General features: G+C 62.6%; 16 protein-coding genes and 1 tRNA gene. 10 read left to right on the top strand and 7 right to left on the bottom strand.

Annotation, left to right across the window (positions count from 1 at the left end; all coding sequences use genetic code 11):
• Together FJ548_RS03075 and FJ548_RS03070 are read right to left on the bottom strand one after the other, a co-directional pair.
• The gene (locus FJ548_RS03075; protein ID WP_140761279.1) at positions 1-1,005 is read right to left on the bottom strand and encodes an asparaginase; all 1,005 of its coding nucleotides are present in this window, start codon (positions 1,003-1,005) and stop codon (positions 1-3) included.
• A gap of 28 nt (positions 1,006-1,033) precedes the next feature.
• Positions 1,034-2,200: an acetyl-CoA acetyltransferase gene (locus FJ548_RS03070; protein ID WP_140761282.1), complete on the bottom strand. Its 1,167-nt coding sequence runs from the start codon at positions 2,198-2,200 to the stop codon at positions 1,034-1,036.
• 200 nt (positions 2,201-2,400) lie between these two features.
• On the opposite strand from FJ548_RS03070, the gene betI reads away from it, so the two are divergent.
• The 5 genes from betI (at position 2,401) to betB (ending at position 8,793) form a co-directional block, all read left to right on the top strand.
• Positions 2,401-2,991, top strand: a complete 591-nt coding sequence (gene betI / locus FJ548_RS03065; RefSeq protein ID WP_140776734.1) for a transcriptional regulator BetI — start codon at positions 2,401-2,403, stop codon at positions 2,989-2,991.
• Positions 2,988-4,517: a choline-sulfatase gene (gene betC / locus FJ548_RS03060; protein ID WP_140761285.1), complete on the top strand. Its 1,530-nt coding sequence runs from the start codon at positions 2,988-2,990 to the stop codon at positions 4,515-4,517. Before betI ends, betC begins: the two co-directional genes overlap by 4 nt.
• Entirely contained in the window at positions 4,517-5,524 is a 1,008-nt protein-coding gene (locus tag FJ548_RS03055) for a threonine/serine dehydratase (RefSeq protein WP_140776837.1), read from the top strand. Before betC ends, FJ548_RS03055 begins: the two co-directional genes overlap by 1 nt.
• Before the next feature lie 3 nt (positions 5,525-5,527).
• Complete coding sequence (gene betA / locus FJ548_RS03050) at positions 5,528-7,180, top strand: choline dehydrogenase (RefSeq protein WP_140776732.1); 1,653 nt, start codon at positions 5,528-5,530, stop codon at positions 7,178-7,180.
• A gap of 149 nt (positions 7,181-7,329) precedes the next feature.
• Positions 7,330-8,793, top strand: coding sequence for a betaine-aldehyde dehydrogenase (gene betB, locus FJ548_RS03045; protein WP_140776835.1), 1,464 nt, complete (start codon positions 7,330-7,332; stop codon positions 8,791-8,793).
• A gap of 142 nt (positions 8,794-8,935) precedes the next feature.
• On the opposite strand, the gene FJ548_RS03040 is transcribed toward betB, so the two are convergent.
• Positions 8,936-9,012: transfer RNA gene (locus tag FJ548_RS03040), tRNA-Pro, on the bottom strand.
• Between the two features lie 415 nt (positions 9,013-9,427).
• On the opposite strand from FJ548_RS03040, the gene FJ548_RS03035 reads away from it, so the two are divergent.
• The 3 genes from FJ548_RS03035 to FJ548_RS30275 all read left to right on the top strand — a co-directional run bounded on the left by FJ548_RS03035 (position 9,428) and on the right by FJ548_RS30275 (position 10,615).
• On the top strand, positions 9,428-9,643 hold the full coding sequence (locus FJ548_RS03035; protein WP_140693668.1) for a hypothetical protein: 216 nt from the start codon (positions 9,428-9,430) through the stop codon (positions 9,641-9,643).
• 4 nt (positions 9,644-9,647) lie between these two features.
• Positions 9,648-10,088, top strand: a complete 441-nt coding sequence (locus tag FJ548_RS03030; RefSeq protein ID WP_140776730.1) for a hypothetical protein — start codon at positions 9,648-9,650, stop codon at positions 10,086-10,088.
• Between the two features lie 257 nt (positions 10,089-10,345).
• Positions 10,346-10,615, top strand: coding sequence for a hypothetical protein (locus tag FJ548_RS30275; protein ID WP_246678547.1), 270 nt, complete (start codon positions 10,346-10,348; stop codon positions 10,613-10,615).
• Positions 10,616-10,655: 40 nt separating this feature from the next.
• Here FJ548_RS30275 and FJ548_RS03020 read toward each other — a convergent pair whose 3' ends face one another.
• The 4 genes from FJ548_RS03020 to FJ548_RS03005 all read right to left on the bottom strand — a co-directional run bounded on the left by FJ548_RS03020 (position 10,656) and on the right by FJ548_RS03005 (position 16,091).
• Entirely contained in the window at positions 10,656-12,275 is a 1,620-nt protein-coding gene (locus FJ548_RS03020; protein WP_140776726.1) for an ABC transporter ATP-binding protein, read from the bottom strand.
• A gap of 17 nt (positions 12,276-12,292) precedes the next feature.
• Positions 12,293-13,414: an ABC transporter permease subunit gene (locus tag FJ548_RS03015; protein WP_140693501.1), complete on the bottom strand. Its 1,122-nt coding sequence runs from the start codon at positions 13,412-13,414 to the stop codon at positions 12,293-12,295.
• Positions 13,407-14,330: an ABC transporter permease subunit gene (locus tag FJ548_RS03010; protein ID WP_140693499.1), complete on the bottom strand. Its 924-nt coding sequence runs from the start codon at positions 14,328-14,330 to the stop codon at positions 13,407-13,409. Before FJ548_RS03010 ends, FJ548_RS03015 begins: the two co-directional genes overlap by 8 nt.
• 168 nt (positions 14,331-14,498) lie before the next feature.
• The gene (locus tag FJ548_RS03005) at positions 14,499-16,091 is read right to left on the bottom strand and encodes a peptide ABC transporter substrate-binding protein (protein ID WP_140610020.1); all 1,593 of its coding nucleotides are present in this window, start codon (positions 16,089-16,091) and stop codon (positions 14,499-14,501) included.
• A 286-nt stretch (positions 16,092-16,377) separates the two neighbouring features.
• Here FJ548_RS03005 and FJ548_RS03000 point away from each other — a divergent pair, with 286 nt between their 5' ends.
• Together FJ548_RS03000 and FJ548_RS02995 are read left to right on the top strand one after the other, a co-directional pair.
• Positions 16,378-16,824, top strand: coding sequence for a TadE/TadG family type IV pilus assembly protein (locus FJ548_RS03000; RefSeq protein ID WP_140776833.1), 447 nt, complete (start codon positions 16,378-16,380; stop codon positions 16,822-16,824).
• Positions 16,825-18,582, top strand: coding sequence for a TadG family pilus assembly protein (locus FJ548_RS02995; protein ID WP_140776724.1), 1,758 nt, complete (start codon positions 16,825-16,827; stop codon positions 18,580-18,582).
• Positions 18,583-18,591 lie beyond the last annotated feature (9 nt).

Genomic DNA, 18,591 nt, shown 5'->3' with positions numbered 1-18,591 from the left:
TCAATTCAAGGCTTGTGTCGGCCGCAGTGCCCCGACCTTGGCCCCGACCCGACTTTCGATAGGCGCGTTTGCCATTCCGTCTAGCTTTGCCGCCAAGGCCTCGTCCGTATGCAACAATCGGGCAAGGACGGCGGCAGCCATGGCTTCGCCGGCGCGGCCGGCACCATCATCGCATTTGATCGCTATGCCGAGGCCAAGTTCAGGTAGCGCGCTGCAGTGGACGCCTTCGGCGCCGCCTTTCGCAAAAATCCGGCCAGGTGCGGCTTCCATGAGCGCCAGATCCGCGCGGCCAGTGCCTGCAACGAAGAAGGGCTCCGCCATGCAGGCGCCCAGCAGCCGCTTTGCCGCCTTGGCCCGCTCGGGACCAAAACCATTTGTGGTGGCCATGCGGGCAAAGCCGAGCGCGAAACTCCTAAGCGGTACGGCATAGGTCGGGATCGAGCAGCCGTCGGTCGCCCGCTCATCCGGGCCGTGCACTGCCCCGGTGACCGATTGCATCGCGTCGCGCACCATCTCCTGCAAGGCGTGCCCCGCCTTGACGTAGCCGCGGTGGGCGATGCCGGAATGGACGCAGGCGCAGAGGAAGCCGGAATGCTTGCCCGAACAGTTGTTGTGCAGCGCATTCGGCAAATCGCCGGCGCGGGCGAGCGCGATCTCCGCGTCATGATTCGACGGCCAATGCGCGCCGCATTCGAGCGCTGACTTGTCCAGTCCGGCCTTGGCCAGCATGGCTCGCGCCAGTTCGACATGCGCCGGCTCGCCCGAATGCGAGGCGCAGGCCAGCGCCAGTTCGCGGTTGCCGAAGCCAAAAGCGTCGGCAGCACCGGTTTCGACCAGCGGCAAGGCCTGGATGGCTTTGACCGCCGAGCGTGGAAACACCGGCCTTGAGGTGTCGCCGATTTCCCAGACCGACTTGCCGTCGGCATCGAAGACCGCAACGGCACCGCGATGGGCGCTCTCGACGATCGAACCGCGCAGAACCTCGATCACAACCGGATTTGCCAATGTCACCTCCCGCGAATGCAGGGGCGGTTTACCTGATCCGGTCGAGAATGGAAACGTAGTTGGCCACCGCCGCGCCACCCATGTTGAAGATGCCGCCAAGCTTTGCGCCCGGCACCTGGATGCCGCCGGCTTCGCCGACAAGCTGCATGGCGGTCAAGACATGCATGGACACACCGGTTGCGCCGATCGGATGACCCTTGGCCTTCAGTCCGCCGGAGGGATTGACCGGCAAGCGGCCGTCCTTTGCCGTCGTGCCGTCAAGCGCCAGTTTGGCGCCCTCACCGGGTTTCGCCAGACCCATCGCCTCATATTCGATTAGTTCGGCGATCGTGAAACAGTCATGCGTCTCGACAAAGGACAGATCGTCAAGCGTAACGCCGGCGTTCTTCAGCGCACGGGTCCAGGCCTGTTCACAGCCTTCGAAGGCCAGGATGTCGCGCTTCGACATCGGCAGGAAATCCTGCACATGTTCGTTGGCGCGGAAGGCAACCGCACGGCGCATCTTCAAAGCCGTTGCCGTGTCGGCCAGGACAAGGGCGGCGGCGCCGTCGGAAACCAGCGAGCAGTCCGTGCGCTTCAGCGGGCCGGCGACGAAGGGGTTTTTCTCGCTTTCCTGCCGGCAGAAATCATAGCCGAAATCCTTGCGCATCTGGGCATAGGGGTTGTCGACGCCATTCTTGTGGTTCTTGGCGGCAATCATGGCGAGCGCGTCCGACTGGTCGCCATAGCGCTGGAAATACGCCTGCGCGATCTTGCCGAAGACGCCGGCGAACCCTGCCGGCGTGTCGCCGTCCTCGGGTAGATAGGAGGCCTTCAGCAGGTTCTTGCCGATTTCCGGCCCGGGCGTCGTCGTCATCTGCTCGGCGCCGACTACCAGCACGATGCGGGCCGCGTTGGCATCGATGGCACGAATACCTTGCCGGACCGCCGCCGATCCCGTCGCACAGGCATTCTCGACGCGCGTCGCCGGCTTGAAGCGCAGCCGGTCATCGGCCTGCAGCACCAGGCTTGCGGTGAAATCCTGCGCCGAAAAGCCGGCGTTGAAATGGCCAAGCACGATCTCGTCGACATCGTCCGGGCCGATTCCGGCATGGTCGAGCGCGTCCGTCGCGACCTTGACGATGAGGTTTTCGAGCGTTTCGCCCTCGAGCTTGCCGAAACGCGAATGCGCCCAGCCGACGATGCATGCGGTCATGGCGGTCTCCATCCTTGGCGCCAGCCTAGCATGTGGGCCTATGGCGCACTTCGCCTTTATTGTTCAAATGTAAACATTCCTGCGTTCGCCGTGAAGGGCCGGAACCAGACAATCGCTTGGTGCAGGTCGAGCCTGCGACGATTTTTTTGTTGATTGATCCGTCAATAAAAAATAATCCTGCTTTAGAGGAACCTAGCGAGATGCCGAAAGTCGGGATGGAGCCACTGCGCCGCAAGGCGCTCATCGATGCGACGATCTCGGCGATCGGCGAGCGCGGCTCGCTTGATGTGACCATGTCCGAGATTGCCGGGCGCGCTGGCGTGTCCTCGGCCCTTGCCCATCACTATTTCGGCGCCAAGGACGAGCTGCTGTTCGCGACGATGCGGCACATCCTGGCCGAACTGACCATCGATATGCGCCGCGCGCTGCAATCCGCAGCGTCCCCGCGCGAACGCGTCTCGGCCGTGGTCGCCGTCAACTTCTCCGACATCCAATTCCAGCCGGAAACCATCGCCGCATGGCTCGCCTTCTACGTCGAGGCACAGAAATCGTCCTCGCTGCGGCGGTTGCTCAGGGTCTATGCGCGACGGCTGCATTCGAACCTCATGAGCGGGCTAACCGGCATCCTGCCCAGGGCCGAGGCCGACCGTGCCGCCGAAGCGACAGCGGCGATGATCGACGGGCTGTACATCAGGCGTGCGCTGAAGGACGGCGTGCCCGACGCCGGAACCGCGATCGCGCTCGTCGAGGATTATCTCGAAACCAAACTCGGCGAGCGGCAAAAACAGTGACAGCGAAACGACCCAATTTCCTGATCGTCATGGTCGATCAACTCAACGGAACGCTATTCCCCGATGGACCGGCGGCCTTCCTGCATGCACCGCATCTGAAGGCGTTGGCCGCACGCTCGGCGCGCTTTGCGAATAACTACACGGCCTCGCCGCTCTGTGCGCCGGGCCGGGCCTCGTTCATGAGCGGCCAGTTGCCGTCGCGCACCGAGGTCTATGACAATGCTGCCGAATTCGCCTCGTCCATCCCGACCTTCGCGCATCATCTGCGTTCCGACGGCTATCACACGGTGCTGTCGGGCAAGATGCATTTTGTCGGGCCCGACCAATTGCACGGCTTCGAGGAGCGGCTGACGACCGATATCTATCCGGCTGACTTCGGCTGGACGCCGGACTATCGCAAGCCCGGCGAGCGCATCGATTGGTGGTACCACAATCTGGGCTCGGTGACCGGTGCCGGCGTCGCCGAGATCTCGAACCAGATGGAGTATGACGACGAGGTCGCTTTCCACGCTGTGCAGAAGCTCTATGATTTCGCCCGCGTCTCCGACGGCGCCGCGCACCGGCCCTGGTGCCTGACGGTTTCCTTCACGCATCCGCACGATCCCTATGTAGCGCGGCGGCAATATTGGGATCTTTACGAGGATTGCGCGGCGCTCGAGCCCGAAGTGGCCTTCATTCCCTATGACAGCCAGGACCCGCATTCGAAGCGGCTGTACAAGGCCTGCGACTACGACAGTTTCGACATCACTGCCGAGCAGATCCGCCGCTCCCGTCGCGGCTATTTCGCCAACATCTCCTATCTCGACGACAAGGTCGGCGAGTTGCTGTCGGTGCTGGAGCGCACGCGCATGCTCGACGACACAATCATCCTGTTCTGCTCGGACCACGGCGATATGCTTGGGGAGCGCGGGCTTTGGTTCAAGATGTGCTTCTTCGAGGGCTCGGCGCGGGTGCCGCTGATGATCGCTGGCAAGGGCGTGCCGGCCGGCCGGATCGACACGCCGGTCTCCAATCTCGATGTGACGCCGACGCTCTGCGACCTCGCTGGCATCGACATGAGCGCAATCGCGCCATGGACCGATGGCCAGTCGCTGCTGCCGCTGCTGGATGGCAAGCAGCGCACCGCACCAGTGCTGATGGAATACGCCGCCGAAGGCTCCAACGCGCCGTTGGTGGCGATCCGCGATGGCCGTTACAAGTTCGTCCATTGCGAGATCGATCCGCCTCAACTCTATGATATCGAATCCGACCCCCATGAATTGGCTAATCTCGCCGCCGATCCGGCGCATGCCGGGCTGGTGGCGACGTTCATGGAAAAAGTCCGCGCGCGCTGGGACATGGCGGCGTTCGATGCCGCCGTGCGCGCCAGCCAGGCGCGGCGCTGGGTGGTCTATCCGGCGCTGCGCAACGGCATGCACTACCCCTGGGAATTCCAGCCGCTGCAAAAGGCGTCGGAACGTTACATGCGCAACCACATGGATCTCAACGTGCTCGAAGAGCAGAAGCGGTTCCCGCGAGGCGAATGATGACCCAGATCCTTGTCCCTACCCTCGACCATCTCAAGCAGGCCTATGCCGTCACGTCCCGGGCGACGCAGATCACGCCGCTGCTGGAATCGGTGGCACTGGCGCGCGAGACAGGTGCGGCCCGTGTCTTCGTCAAACCGGAATCGCTGCAATGGGCCGGATCCTTCAAGATACGCGGCGCCTATTGGCGGCTGAAGCGGCTTTCGGCCGACGAAGCGAAAAGGGGCGTCGTCGCCTATTCTTCCGGCAATTTCGCGCAGGGGCTGGCCGCCGCTGGCCAGGCGCTCGGCATTCCCGTCACCATCGTCATGCCGATCGACGCGCCGGCCGCCAAGCGTGACGCCACGGCGGGTTACGGCGCGCGAGTCGTGCTCACCGATCATGGCGAGCGCGCCCGTGAGGAGGTCGCCGCCGCCAAGGCGCGCGAAATCGCCGAGACCGAAGGCGTGGCTCTCCTGCATCCGTTCGACGATCCCGAGATCGTCGCCGGCCAAGCGGGCGCTGGCCTCGAGGCGCTCGACCAGCTTGCCGCCAAGGATGCCAGCGCCGATCTGTTGTTCTGCTCGGTCGGCGGTGGCGGGCTGATCGGCGGCGTTTCGCTTGCCTTCCACTATTTGTCGCCGGCTACCGAGATCATCGGCGTCGAGCCGGAAGGTTTCAACGGCATGGGTGCCTCCCTGGCGCATGGCAGCATCGAGACGATGCCGATCGGCCCGAAATCGATCTGCGACGGGCTTATGTCGCGACGCCCAGGCGACGCGCCCTTCGCGGCGGTCAAGACCGCGGGCGTGCGGGGCATCACGGTGGACGATCAATCGGTGCGGCAGGCAATGCGGATCGCCTTCGAGCGGATGAAGCTGGTGCTGGAGCCGTCAGGCGCGGCATCGCTGGCCGCACTGCTCGGCGGCAAGGTGGATGTAAAGGGCAAGACCGTTCTTGTGGTCGCAACCGGCGGCAACGTCTCGCTCGCCGATTTCATCACGCATATGAATAATGGGCTGACATGAACCATGCTTGAAGCGGATTTCGTCATCATCGGCTCCGGCTCCGCCGGCTCGGCCATGGCCTATCGCCTGTCGGAAGACGGCAAGCATTCGGTCATCGTCATCGAATTCGGCGGCAGCGATATCGGGCCGCTGATCCAGATGCCGTCGGCGCTGTCGATCCCGCTCAACATGAGCCTCTATGACTGGGGCTTCGCCAGCGAACCTGAATCCCATCTCGGAGGCCGTGTGCTGGCGACGCCGCGCGGCAAGGTGATCGGCGGTTCGTCCTCTATTAACGGGATGGTCTATGTGCGCGGCCATGCCCGCGACTTCGATCATTGGGCCGAACAGGGGGCGGCCGGCTGGGGCTTTGCCGACGTGCTTCCCTATTTCAAGCGCATGGAAGATTCCGACGGAGGCGAGGACGGCTGGCGCGGACATGGTGGGCCGCTGCATGTGCAGCGCGGCTCGCGGCGCAATCCGCTCTATGGTGCCTTCGTCGAGGCGGGCCGTCAGGCCGGGTTCGAACTGACCGACGACTACAATGGTGCCAAGCAGGAAGGCTTCGGCGCGATGGAGCAGACCATTCTGGGCGGTCGGCGCTGGTCGGCGGCATCAGCCTATCTGAAGCCGGCGCTCAGGCGTAAAAACGTGAGTCTGGTCAAAGGTTTTGCCCGGCGGGTGATCATCGAGAATCAACGCGCCATCGGCGTCGAGATCGAGGCTCACAAGCAGATTCAGGTCGTTAAGGCGCGACGTGAGGTGATCGTCGCCGCCTCGTCGATCAACTCGCCCAAGATCCTGATGCTGTCCGGCATCGGCCCGGCCGACCATTTACGCGAAAACGGCATTGCCGTCGTGGCCGACCGGCCCGGCGTCGGCCGCAACCTGCAGGATCATCTGGAGCTGTACATCCAGCAGGAATCGACCAAGCCGATCACGCTGAATTCGGTGCTCAACCCGTTCTCCAAGGCGATGATCGGGGCGCAGTGGCTGTTCTTCAAATCAGGCCTCGGGGCCACCAACCATTTCGAGGCGGCGGCATTCGTGCGCTCGCGCGCCGGCGTCGACTACCCCGATATCCAGTACCACTTCATCCCGGCGGCGGTTCGTTATGACGGCAAGGCGGCGGCGAAGTCGCATGGCTTCCAGGCCCATGTCGGACCGATGCGGTCGAAATCACGCGGCTCGGTGACGCTGCGCTCGCCGGATCCAAAATCGAAGCCGGTGATCCACTTCAACTACATGTCGCATCCGGACGACTGGGCCGAGTTCCGCCACTGCATCCGGCTGACGCGACAGATTTTCGGCCAGAAGGCGTTCGACGCCTATCGCGGCGAAGAAATCTCGCCGGGCAGCCATGTGCAGTCGGACGACGATCTCGACGTGTTCATCCGCGACCATGCCGAGAGCGCCTACCACCCCTGCGGCACCTGCAAGATGGGGCGAGCCGACGACGCAATGAGTGTCGTCGATCCGGAATGCCGGGTCATCGGTGTCGAGGGCTTGCGCGTCGCCGATTCCTCGATCTTCCCGCGTGTCACCAACGGCAACCTCAACGCGCCGTCGATCATGACCGGCGAGAAGGCCTCCGACCACATTCTCGGCCGCACGCCGCTGGCGCCCTCCAACCAGGAGCCATGGATCAATCCGCGCTGGCAGGTGTCCGACAGATAGAGCATGATCCCGGGGCATTCCTCCGGCGCATGATCCCGAAATCGGATTCGATTTCTGGAAAGTTCATGCGCAGAAATAAGGTGCTGCAGCGTCCTTTGCGCGTCCAGGAGGACGCGCGGCGCTGCGGCGAAGACAATGTGGAGACTCCCATGCGCGCCCAGCCCACGGCATCGCACTATGTCAACGGACGCTATATCGACGACGAGCAGGGCGCGCCGTTGCCGGTCATCTATCCGGCAACGGGCGAGACCATCGCGATGCTGCGTTCGGCGACGCCGAACGTGCTGGAACTCGCGATCGAGGCCGCACGGGCCGCACAGCCGGCCTGGGCGCGGCTGAAGCCGGTCGAGCGCGGCCGCATCCTGCGCCGCGCCGCCGACATTCTTCGCGCCCGCAACGCCGATCTTGCTCGCATCGAGACACTCGACACCGGCAAGGCGATCCAGGAGACGCTGGTGGCGGACGCGCCTTCGGCGGCGGACTGCCTTGAATATTTCGGCGGCGCGGTCGCCGCCTATAATGGTGAGGCCGTCGATCTTGGCGGTCCCTTTGCCTATACGCGGCGCGAGGCGCTCGGCGTCTGCGTCGGCATCGGCGCCTGGAATTACCCGATCCAGATCGCCGGCTGGAAATCGGCGCCGGCGCTGGCCATGGGCAACGCCATGGTGTTCAAGCCGTCGGAGAACACCCCTCTTTCGGCGTTGGCGCTGGCCGAGATCTACAGCGAGGCCGGCCTGCCCGATGGGCTGTTCAATGTGGTGCAGGGCTATGGCGACGTCGGCGCCGGGCTCGTCGGCCACGATGTCGTCGCCAAGGTCTCGGTGACGGGCTCGGTGCCGACCGGCCGAAAGGTGTTGTCATCAGCCGGTTCGAAGATGAAGCACGCGACGATGGAGCTTGGGGGGAAGTCGCCGCTGATCGTCTTCGACGACGCCGACATCGAGAACGCCATCGGCGGCGCCATGCTCGGCAATTTCTATTCGACCGGCCAGATCTGCTCCAACGGCACGCGAGTCTTCGTGCAAAGCGGCATTCATGACCGCTTCGTCGAACGATTGGTCGAGCGGACGAAGAAGATTCGTATCGGCGATCCGCTCGACCCCGAGACCCAGATGGGTCCGCTGGTATCCAGGGCGCAGCATGAGAAGGTGGTTGGCTATATCGAGGCCGGCAAGCAGGACGGCGCAACACTCGCCTGCGGCGGCAACGTGCCTTCCTTGCAAGGTTTCCAGGGCGGCTTCTTTGTCGAGCCGACGGTATTTACGGGTGTCACCGACACGATGCGCATCGCGCGCGAGGAAATCTTCGGGCCTGTGATGAGCGTGCTGAAATTCGATGGCGAGGACGAGGTGATCGACCGTGCCAACGACACCGAATTCGGCCTCGCCGCGGGCGTGTTCACGCGCGACCTGCCGCGCGCCCATCGCGTCATCGCCGAGCTTCAGGCCGGCACCTGCTGGATCAATGCCTACAATCTGACGCCGGTGGAAATTCCTTTCGGCGGCTTCAAGCAGTCCGGCATCGGCCGCGAGAACTCGCTGGCGGCACTGGCGCTTTATTCGCAGTTGAAGGCTGTCTATGTCGAAATGGGAGATGTGGCGAGCCCGTATTGAGCGGTGCTACGCCGCCTTTGTCCTTCTCGCAAAAGCCGAGGCGACTTTGGGTGGGCGGCGAAGCAAGACCTCTTAGCCCTTGTTTTCGCCAGGGAAATAAGGTGGGCGCCACAGTCGGGATGCGCTAACATATTGTTTTTTCTGGTCGGAGTGGCAGGATTTGAACCTGCGACCCCCTCGTCCCGAACGAGGTGCGCTACCAGACTGCGCTACACTCCGTGACCAGACCGCGGGCTTATAGCCGCCACACTTCATTCCTGCAAGCGGCAATGGCAGCACTTCTGTCGCATTTCGTCAGCTTTCGTCGCCCTCGGGTGCGGAGCTGTGCCTGGACGGTCAGCCGAGGACTATGCCAATCACCATGGCGGTGATGGCCATTGCGAAGACCGGTGCGAGCAACCAACGCGCCAACACTTTTCTGGTCAGCTTCCTCCGACGATTCTGCAGCGGACAACGAGGGCAACCGGTGGCTGTTCCGGGCGGTGCGCCTGACGGGGCCATAGGGTTTTGCGGTCAGACTTAGGTCCTGCTCCCAACCGACCGAAGCCCGGCCCCGGGAACATTTGCACTCCGTCCCAGTTCGTTGGTGGGCGCGGACACGATCACACGATCAGAAGAGCGGAATTGGATGAACATGTCGAACCGTGAGACTGCAAGATCCCATGCCTTGGGAATGCGCGTGGCCGGGCTCAGAAACAGGATGCGGGAGGCCCGGATTACCGAGGGTGAAATGAGGACCTTCCAGAAGGTCGCAGCCGTGATCGAGGACGGTCACGGCCGGATCGATGGCGACGATCTGATCGCGGCTTCTTTCGTTACCGACACGCTGGCCGACAAGGGAACGCCCTGAAACCATGCGGACAATCAGCAGGCTTTTTGATTCCCATGCCGAAGCGGCACGGGTCGCCGGCGATCTTGTGGCGGCGGGCATTCCTTGCGTACGCGTTGCCATTATCGGCCCCTACCACGACGAGATCGGCATCCTAAGGACGCCGGCCGCCATCCTTGGCGCTGTCGCCGGGGTGCTGGCTTGCCTGAGTGCTGTCGCCGTCTACGGCGTCAGTTCGCTTCCGGCCGGACTATCTGCAACGGCAATAATAGGCGTGCTCTGCGGCGGTGGCGCTGGCGCGCTGCTAGGAGCATTCGTCCCGACTGCCAAAAAACCGGATGATCGGAGCGCAGCCGAGGGGATTGTTTTGGTGACGGCGCATGTCGATGAAACCGAGACCGACATCGCCCAGGCCGTGCTCGGTGGTTGCGCGCCGTTGGACGGCTTCGTCGCCGAGGCGGCATGAGAATCTCCAAAAAAATTGATGCATCGGCCCGATAGCCACCGTGGGTCGACGGGTTCACATATCACGGCCGGAGCGGACGGCAACCATGCCCGGCGGGGCGCAGAGCTTTGACGAAATGGGCATCGGCCCTAGGTAGTTCGATGGATATGAGGGGCCGGTAAGACGGCGAGCCGGATGCGGACATGAACTTGGCTTCAACGGCAGCATCGGCACCGACTGTTTTGGTTGCGGTGCTTCTTGCTACTGGCTGCTCGTCGATCGGCGGGACCGGCAACCCAGCGAAATACGACAGCATGAGCTGCACCGAACTCAACAGCGCGCTGGGAAGCACCGCCAGCGCGATCTCGCAAACCGCGATCACGCGCGGCAAGGTCGCCAACAGCAGTGTCCCACGCTGGCTTTTGGGTGGCTCGCGCGTGAAGACTGCGATCGCTAACCGCGAGACGGCCAGGATCGAACGGCTGAAGCAGCAACATGATGCCATTGTCGCTGCGCGGGCGCGCAGGTGCCATAGGTCAGTTGGCTGAGCGCACAGCCGTGATGATTGCCTTCACCTGACGCGACGTTTCACGCACTCAACCGGAACCGTGTGACATCAATCGCGGCGTTCATCAGCGTCTGCGTGTAGGGCGCTTGCGGATTGCCGAAGATCGCCTCGGTCGGCCCTTCTTCGACGATCTTGCCTTGCTTCATGACGATGATGTAGTCGGCCATGGCGCGCACCACGGCGAGATCGTGGCTGATGAACAGGTAGGATAGTTCATGGTCCGCCTGCAGCTTGCGCAATAGTTCGACGATCTGTTTCTGCACCGAGCGATCGAGCGCCGAGGTCGGTTCATCCAGTACGACCATTTTGGGCTTCAGGATCATGGCGCGGGCAATGGCGATGCGCTGCCGCTGCCCGCCAGAGAATTCATGCGGGTAGCGGTTGCGGGCGTTCGGATCGAGGCCGACCTCGCGCAAGGCCTCGACCGCGCGCTGGTCGCGCTGTTTGCCCGAAAGGTTCGGCTCATGCACCAGAAGCCCTTCGGTAACGACCTGGCCGACCGTCATGCGCGGCGATAGCGAGCCGAATGGATCCTGGAAGACGAGTTGCATCTGACGCCGCAGCGGCCGCATTGCCTGCCGGTCGGCGGTGGAAATGTCGCGATCGCCAAAACGGATCAAACCATTGCTCGGCAGCAGCCGCAGCAAGGCGCGGCCGAGCGTCGACTTGCCCGAGCCGGATTCTCCGACGATGCCGATGGTCTGGTTGCGCTGCAGCCGGATCGAAATGTGATCGACCGCACGCAGCATCAGCGGTTCACCAGCCAGAAACCCGCCGCCGATCTTGAATGTGACTTCGACATTCCTGCCTTCAAGGACCACCGGCGCATTGGCGGGCGGAGGCGCCTTGGTGCCTGTCGGTTCGGCCGCCAGCAGCATCTTGGTATAGGCATGCTGCGGGTTGACGAAGATCGCCTCCGCCTCGCCTTCCTCGACAACCTCGCCCTGGCGCATGACATAGACCCGGTCGGCGAAGCGCCGGACGATGCCAAGGTCATGGGTGATGAAGACGATCGCCATGCCAAGCTTGCGCTGCAACTCGGCCAGAAGCATCAGTATCTGTGCCTGGATGGTCACGTCGAGGGCCGTCGTCGGCTCGTCGGCGATCAATATGTCGGGGTCGTTGGCGAGCGCCATGGCGATCATCACGCGCTGGCGCTGACCACCGGACATTTCGTGCGGATAGGATTTCATCCGCCGCTCGGGATCCGGAATATGCACCAGCCGCAGCAGCTTCAGCGCCTCCTCATGCGCCTCGGCGGCATTCAGGCCCCGATGCCGCCGGATCGGCTCGATCAACTGGTTGCCGATCGAATAGAGCGGATCGAGCGAGGTCATCGGCTCCTGGAAGATCATGCTGATCTTGCGGCCCCTGACCTTATTCAGCTCGGATTTGCTCAGTGTCAGCAGGTTGCGGCCGCGATAGTCGACACTGCCTGACGCCTCGCCATTGGAGGCCAGCAAGCTCATCGCCGCCATCATGGTCTGACTTTTCCCGGAGCCGGATTCGCCGACCACGGCAACGGTCTCACCCGCGTTGACATGAATGTTGATGCCCTTCACCGCCTCGACGGCGCCATCCAGCGTGCGAAAGCGGACGCGCAGGTCCTTGACGCTGAGGATCGTTTCAGGAGCGGTCATCTCAGCGATCCCCATCTTTATCGATCCCTTGGGTCGAGCGCATCGCGCAGACCGTCGCCGACGAAATTCAGGGCGAACAGCGTCGAGACGAGGAAGAAGGCGGGGAACAGGAGCAGCCAGTTGGCGGTGCCGATGTTCTTGGCACCGACCGAGATCAGCACGCCCCAGCTGGTCATCGGCTCCTGGATGCCAAGGCCGAGGAATGACAGGAAGCTTTCCAGGATAATGACCTGTGGCACCAGCAGCGTCATGTAGATCACCACCGGACCAAGCAGATTGGGGATGACATGGCGTAGCAGGATGCCGCGGTGGCCGACGCCCATCGCCTCCGCCGCCTGGACATATTCCTGACGTCGGATCGACAATGCCTGGCCACGCACGATGCGTGCCATATCGAGCCACAGCACCGCACCGACCGCCAGGAACATCAGCACGAAATTGCGGCCGAAGAACACCACCAGCATGATGACGAAGAAAATGAACGGCAAGGAATAGAGCACGTCGACGATGCGCATCATGACCTCGTCGACCTTGCCCCCTGCAAAGCCGGCCGTGGCGCCGTAGACCACCCCGATCACCACCGCCACGACACCAGCAAGCAGGCCGATGGCCAGCGATATGCGGCCGGCCATCAGTGTGCGCGAGAGAAGATCGCGGCCGGTATTGTCGGTGCCGAACAGAAAATATTGCTGCTTCACCGACGTGCTCATCACCACTTCGAGGCCGTCGGGCGACTTGCTCTCGATCTTGGTGTCGTCGAAGGCATCGGAGCGGTCGAGGTAGCGGATGTTGCGATCATCGATGGGTTTGGTGGAGGTGACGGTGACCGTGACGCGCTCCCCATCCTGCTTCCATTCCTTGATGTCGACCCGCATGCGCTTGATCGCGTCGTTGAGGGCCGTCTCGATCATATCGGCCTTCGGGTAGGCCGTAAGACTCGGCGGCGTGCGCACATAGTCGGCATAGATGGTCGTATACTGGTGCGGCACGAACCAGGGGCCGAACACGCTGATGGCGGCGATAAAAACGAGGTAGTAGAGGCTGAACATGGCGGCGCGATTGGCCTTCAGGCGCGCCCAGGCATCGCCCCAGAGCGAGCGGCCGACCACGACGGGAGCTGTGGCTGCGATGTCAGTCATAGCGCACCCTTGGGTCGACGACCGCGTACATGACATCGACGATCAGGTTGAAGACGATGGTGAAGATGGCGATCACCACCACCGTCCCCATCACCAGCGTGTAGTCGCGGTTGAGCGCGGCATCGACGAAATAACGGCCGACGCCGGGAATGGAGAAGATGGTCTCGACAATGACCGAGCCGGTCAGCAGCGCTGCCGCCGCCGGCCCGGTGAAGGAGACGATCGGCAGGATGGCACCGCGCAGCGCGTGCTTGACCACCACCGACCAGTCGGAAAGGCCGAGCGCGCGGGCGGTTCGGATATGGTGGGACCGCAGCGATTCAATCATCGAACCCCGCATGAGGCGGGCAACGATGGCAATCTGCGGCAAGGCAAGCGTCAGCACCGGGCCGACCTTGTTGATGAAGGCGCCATCGCCCCAACCGCCGATCGGCAACAGCTTCCAGGTCAGCCCGAACAGGAGCTGGATCACCGGCGCGATGACGAAGGTCGGAATGGTGCTGCCGGCTGTCGCCAACGCAATCACCGCATAGTCGCCAAGCTTGTTCTGGTTGAGCGCGGCAATGGTGCCGAGCAGGCTGCCGAGCAGCAGCGCCAGGATCAGCGCCGAGGCACCGAGCTGGACGGAAATGGGCAGGCCCTTGGCAAACAATTCGGTGACGGTGAAGTCCGGCATGTTGTAGCTCGGGCCGAAATTACCGCGCAGCAGATTGCCGAGATAATGCGCATATTGCAGCCAGAGCGGGTCGTTGAGACCATACTGGGCTTCAAGGTTAGCCCTGATCTCGGGGCTCAGTCCCCGCTCCTGGTTGAATGGCCCGCCCGGCGCAACCCGCATCAGAAAGAACGCCATCGTCACGATAACGAACAGCGTCGGAATGGCGGTCAAGAGCCGCCGGAATACATATCGCAGCATCGGTGCCCCGCTTGATCCGGAACACATCCGTCCAACGGGACGATTGTACTCCGGCTTTCAAATCTACGCACCGAACTTTCCGAAAAGCGATTCCGGTTCCCGGGCCGATGCGATGGCAAACCAGCACCGCCGCGCCACTCAAGGGCGCGGCGGGTTTGGCCTGGGAGGTCAGTCCTTGCTGATGAAGCGGGACGGGTGAACGTCCATCACATTGTCGACAAAGCCGTGCAGCTTCGTGGAAACGATGTCGTGGTAGCTATAGTAGAGCAGCGGAATCTGGCCGACGTCGTCGACGAGGATGCGCTCGGCTTCAGCGAGATCCTTCATGCGTTCTTCAGGCTTGCCGCCGGCAGCGGCTGCCTTGTCCATGGCAGCCTCGTATTGCGGGCTGTTGTAGCTCGAATAGTTGTTGCCGCTCGCCTTGCGCGAGATGCCGAGGAAGGTTTCCGGATCCTTGTAGTCGGCGATCCAGGCGGCGCGCGCCACGTCATAGTCGCCCTTCTGCTCCAGGAAGGAATAGTGGGTCTTGGTGTCGGTGTTGAGCAAGGTGACGTCGACGCCGAGGGGCTTCAACTGCTCCTGAATGGCGACGGCAGTGTTCTTGTGGTTCTCCGAGGTGTTGTAGCGGATCTCCATCTTCAGCGGATGTTCGGGCGTATAGCCGAGCTTCTCGAGGATTTTCTTGGCCGCGTCCTCACGATCGATCTGCGGCATGTCGGCATATTTGGCCATTGCCGGCGTGTAGCCCTCAATGCCGGGAGGCACCATCGAATAGCCGGGCAGCATCGAATTCTGCCAGACCTTTTCGGCGATGAAGTCACGGTCGATCGCCATCGAGATGGCGTTGCGCAGCTCGGGGTTGTTCCACGGCGCCTTGTCGGTCTTGATCGCATAATAGTAGGTGCCGAGATACGGCCCGACATGGATCTGGTCGCCGAACTTGGTTTTCAGGTCGGCGAGCTGTTCGGTCGGCAGATCGTCGTAGCTGTCGAGTTCGCCAGCCTCGAAGCGCTTCATCGCCGAAGAACGGTCTTCGGTCGGAATGTAGTTGACGACGTCGATCTTGACGCTGCCCGCGTCCCAGAATTTCGGATTCTTGACCAGCTTCATGTGGTCGTTAGGGACCCATTCCGCCAGCGTGTAGGCGCCGTTCGACACCAGCTTGCCCGGCTTGATCCAGTCGGCGCCGAGCTTTTCGATGGAGGCCTTGCTGACCGGATAGGTCGCCTGGTGGGTCAGCATCTCCAGGAAGTAGGGCGTCGGCGCCTTCAGCGTCACTTCCAGCGTATTTGCGTCAATCGCCTTGGCGCCCATATCCTCAGGCTTGCCCTTCTTGGTGTTGACCTCCTCGGCATTCTTGATGGGATAGAGCATGGAAGCATATTCGGCGCCGGTGGCCGGATCCTCCAGCCTGCGGAAGGCATAGACGAAGTCCTCGGCAGTCACCGGGCTGCCATCCGACCACATGCCGTCCTTGCGCAGCTTGAAGGTGTAGACGGTGCCGTCATCCGATACCGTCCAGCTCTCGGCGGCGCCTGGGATGACATTGGCCTTCTCATCCTGCATGACGAGGCCCTGGAACAGGTCGCGCAAGACATTGGCTTCGTAGACCGTCGAGGTCTTGTGCGGGTCGACGGATTCGGATTCGGCAGCGGTGCCTCGGTTGTAGACAATTTCGGCGAATGCCGGCGTGTAGAACGTGCCGGCGGTCACTGCCATGGTCGTGGCGAAAACTGTCGCCTTCAGCATGTTTTTCAGCATGAAGTTCTCCCAATCGGCGCTGCCGTCGCGCGCCTTTTCGTGTGTTGACGCCCCGGAACCGATGCCTGGCTCCTTTGAGCGTGCCGCCGGTTCCCTCCGGCAGCTGGTGGCAGGAGACTAGACAGGAGGTAAGCTCTTTTCAACCGAGTACTGATTGACCCTAAGTCAATCCCCGCAATCACAGAAGCAACCTCTAAATTAGAAATGGCTTTTTCAATCGTGCGCAGCCGCCGGTTGTACCCTGAGTTTTCGCTTTCTGCATGCGAAATTTGGCATGCTCGGCACCATGGTTGAGAAGCTTATTTCCAGGGTCAGATGGCGCGAGTTCCGAACAGATGCTTCGGGGACCTCGGCAGTCGAGTTCGCTGTGCTATCACCGCTCTTTATCCTTCTCCTGCTCGGGATGGTTGCATACGGCATCTATTTCGGGGCCGCCAACTCAATCCAGCAGATCGCGGCCGACGCCGCCCGGACGGCCATCGCCGGGTTGAACCAGACCGAGCGGCAGACGCTCGTGGCCAGCTTCCTGACAAACAACGCCGGCGGCTATCCCTTCGTCGATGCCAGCAAGCTGACCTACCAGGCCAATGACAGCACCGCCGACGGGAGCCAGTTCGTGGTGTCCATCCAGTACGATGCACGCAACCTGCCGATCTGGAATCTCTTCCCGGGCATAGCCATGCCGGGGACCACGATCACGCGCCAGTCAACGATCAGAGTTGGGGGTATCTGAATGCCGTTGCGTCGGCGCACGAAGGTGGTGCGGCTTTCCCAGCATATGCTTGCCGACAAGAAGGCGAACTTCGCCGTCATGACGGCATTGAGCGCACCGGTCGCGCTGGCGCTGGCCGCGGTGGCCATCGATGAGGCCTCAATCTACACCGAGCGCCGGCAAGCCCAGGCGATGGTCGACCTGGCGGCGATCACCGCCGCCTCGAACATCAACAATGTCAACACGGCGGTCGTCACCACGCTCACCGACAACGGCATGCCAGGTATCGTCGTTCAAGCTTCGGGCCAGACCATTCCCCCGGCTGTCGATAAGACAGTGGTGACGGTCACGCAAGGCCGATATGCCTCGTCAACCGCCAATGTCGGCCAGCGCTTCCAGGCCGGCGTGACACCCTATAATGCAGTGCGCGTCACGTTGACGAAAATCCCCGCCCGCTACTTCGCCAGCTCGCTTTTGCCCACTCCGGTCATCGGCACCCAAGCCACCGCCAGCATGACGCCGCAGGCGACATTCTCGGTCGGATCCCGACTGCTCAGCGTCAACGGCGGCATCCTCAACGCTCTTTTGAGCGGACTTCTCGGCGGCAACATCTCGCTCAGCGTCATGGACTATAATGGGCTGATTTCGGCCGATGTCAGCGTGCTTTCCTTCGTCAGTGCGCTCGCCACACAACTGAACATCACGGCCGGCACCTACTCCGACGTCCTGGCCTCGAAAGCGACCGTCGGCCAGATCGCCACCGCCATGGCCAATGTTCCTGGCCTCGGCAATACCGCCAAGGTCGCGTTGCAGATCATCGCCTCCAAATCGACCGGTACCGTCAAGATCCCGCTCAGCAGCCTTGTCGACCTTGGTTCCGTCGGCAGCCTCGGCCTCGGGCAACAGCCGTCCGGCCTTGGGATCGACGCAAGCGCCATGGGAATGCTGACCGCCGCGGCCGTACTCGCGAACGGCACCAACCAGGCCGCGGTCGATCTCGGCGCCACCATACCGGGGCTGCTCTCCACCAAGCTCAGCATTGCCATTGGAGAGCCGGCGCAATCCTCGCCCTGGCTCGCGGTCGGCGGCATCGGCACTATCGTGCGGACCGCCCAGACGCGCATCAAACTCACGGCCTCCGTCGGTATCGGCACGCCCGGCCTCGCCGGCGGCATCAACCTGGTCGCCGTCAATCTGCCGCTCAATGTGGAAGTCGCCTATGCCGAAGCCAAGCTGACCGATATCACCTGTCCGACAGGGCCTTCCAGCATCAACGTCTCCATCGCCGCACACCCTGGCATTGCCCAGTTGAACCTGGCCAACAGCAACAACCCCTCTGGTTTTGCCGACTTCAGCCATCCGCAGACCTTCACGGATGCGGACATCGCCGATGTGAAGCTGCTGTTGATCCCGCTGATCCAGGTGATGGGGTCGGCCGCGACCGCGATCACCAACAACAGCCCGCAGACCCTGACCTTCAACGCGACCGACATCGCCAACAAGACGATCAAGACCGTTTCGACGCGCAACATCTCGCAGTCGCTCACCACCTCACTGGTCAACAACCTGTCGCTTTCCGCCAATCTGCTTGGTCTCGGGATCGATGCGACCGCACTGATCGGAACGGTCAAACCTGCGGTGGTGGGCCTGCTCAACACCGTAACGGCGCCGGTCGACGACCTGCTCTACAATGTGCTTTCGGCACTGGGTGTCGGTGTCGGCCAGGCCGACGTGCGCGTCACCGGAGCGACCTGCGGGCGGGCGGTGCTCGTTCAATAGAGCTTTCGC

The organism is Mesorhizobium sp. B2-4-17, assembly GCF_006441275.1.
Taxonomy (GTDB): Bacteria; Pseudomonadota; Alphaproteobacteria; order Rhizobiales; family Rhizobiaceae; genus Mesorhizobium.
The sequence above is the reverse complement of the archived record's forward strand: the minus strand, read 5'-3'. Positions and strand labels throughout refer to the sequence as shown.

Coding starts and splice junctions, on each gene's coding strand:
- betI (WP_140776734.1), top strand. CDS start 2,401: ATGCCGAAAGTCGGGATGGAGCCACTGCGCCGCAAGGCGCTCATCGAT.
- betB (WP_140776835.1), top strand. CDS start 7,330: ATGCGCGCCCAGCCCACGGCATCGCACTATGTCAACGGACGCTATATC.
- FJ548_RS03010 (WP_140693499.1), bottom strand. CDS start 14,330: ATGCTGCGATATGTATTCCGGCGGCTCTTGACCGCCATTCCGACGCTG.
- FJ548_RS03035 (WP_140693668.1), top strand. CDS start 9,428: ATGTCGAACCGTGAGACTGCAAGATCCCATGCCTTGGGAATGCGCGTG.
- FJ548_RS02995 (WP_140776724.1), top strand. CDS start 16,825: ATGCCGTTGCGTCGGCGCACGAAGGTGGTGCGGCTTTCCCAGCATATG.
- FJ548_RS03070 (WP_140761282.1), bottom strand. CDS start 2,200: ATGACCGCATGCATCGTCGGCTGGGCGCATTCGCGTTTCGGCAAGCTC.
- FJ548_RS03020 (WP_140776726.1), bottom strand. CDS start 12,275: ATGACCGCTCCTGAAACGATCCTCAGCGTCAAGGACCTGCGCGTCCGC.
- FJ548_RS03000 (WP_140776833.1), top strand. CDS start 16,378: ATGGTTGAGAAGCTTATTTCCAGGGTCAGATGGCGCGAGTTCCGAACA.
- FJ548_RS03055 (WP_140776837.1), top strand. CDS start 4,517: ATGACCCAGATCCTTGTCCCTACCCTCGACCATCTCAAGCAGGCCTAT.
- FJ548_RS03015 (WP_140693501.1), bottom strand. CDS start 13,414: ATGACTGACATCGCAGCCACAGCTCCCGTCGTGGTCGGCCGCTCGCTC.
- FJ548_RS03030 (WP_140776730.1), top strand. CDS start 9,648: ATGCGGACAATCAGCAGGCTTTTTGATTCCCATGCCGAAGCGGCACGG.
- betA (WP_140776732.1), top strand. CDS start 5,528: ATGCTTGAAGCGGATTTCGTCATCATCGGCTCCGGCTCCGCCGGCTCG.
- FJ548_RS03005 (WP_140610020.1), bottom strand. CDS start 16,091: ATGCTGAAAAACATGCTGAAGGCGACAGTTTTCGCCACGACCATGGCA.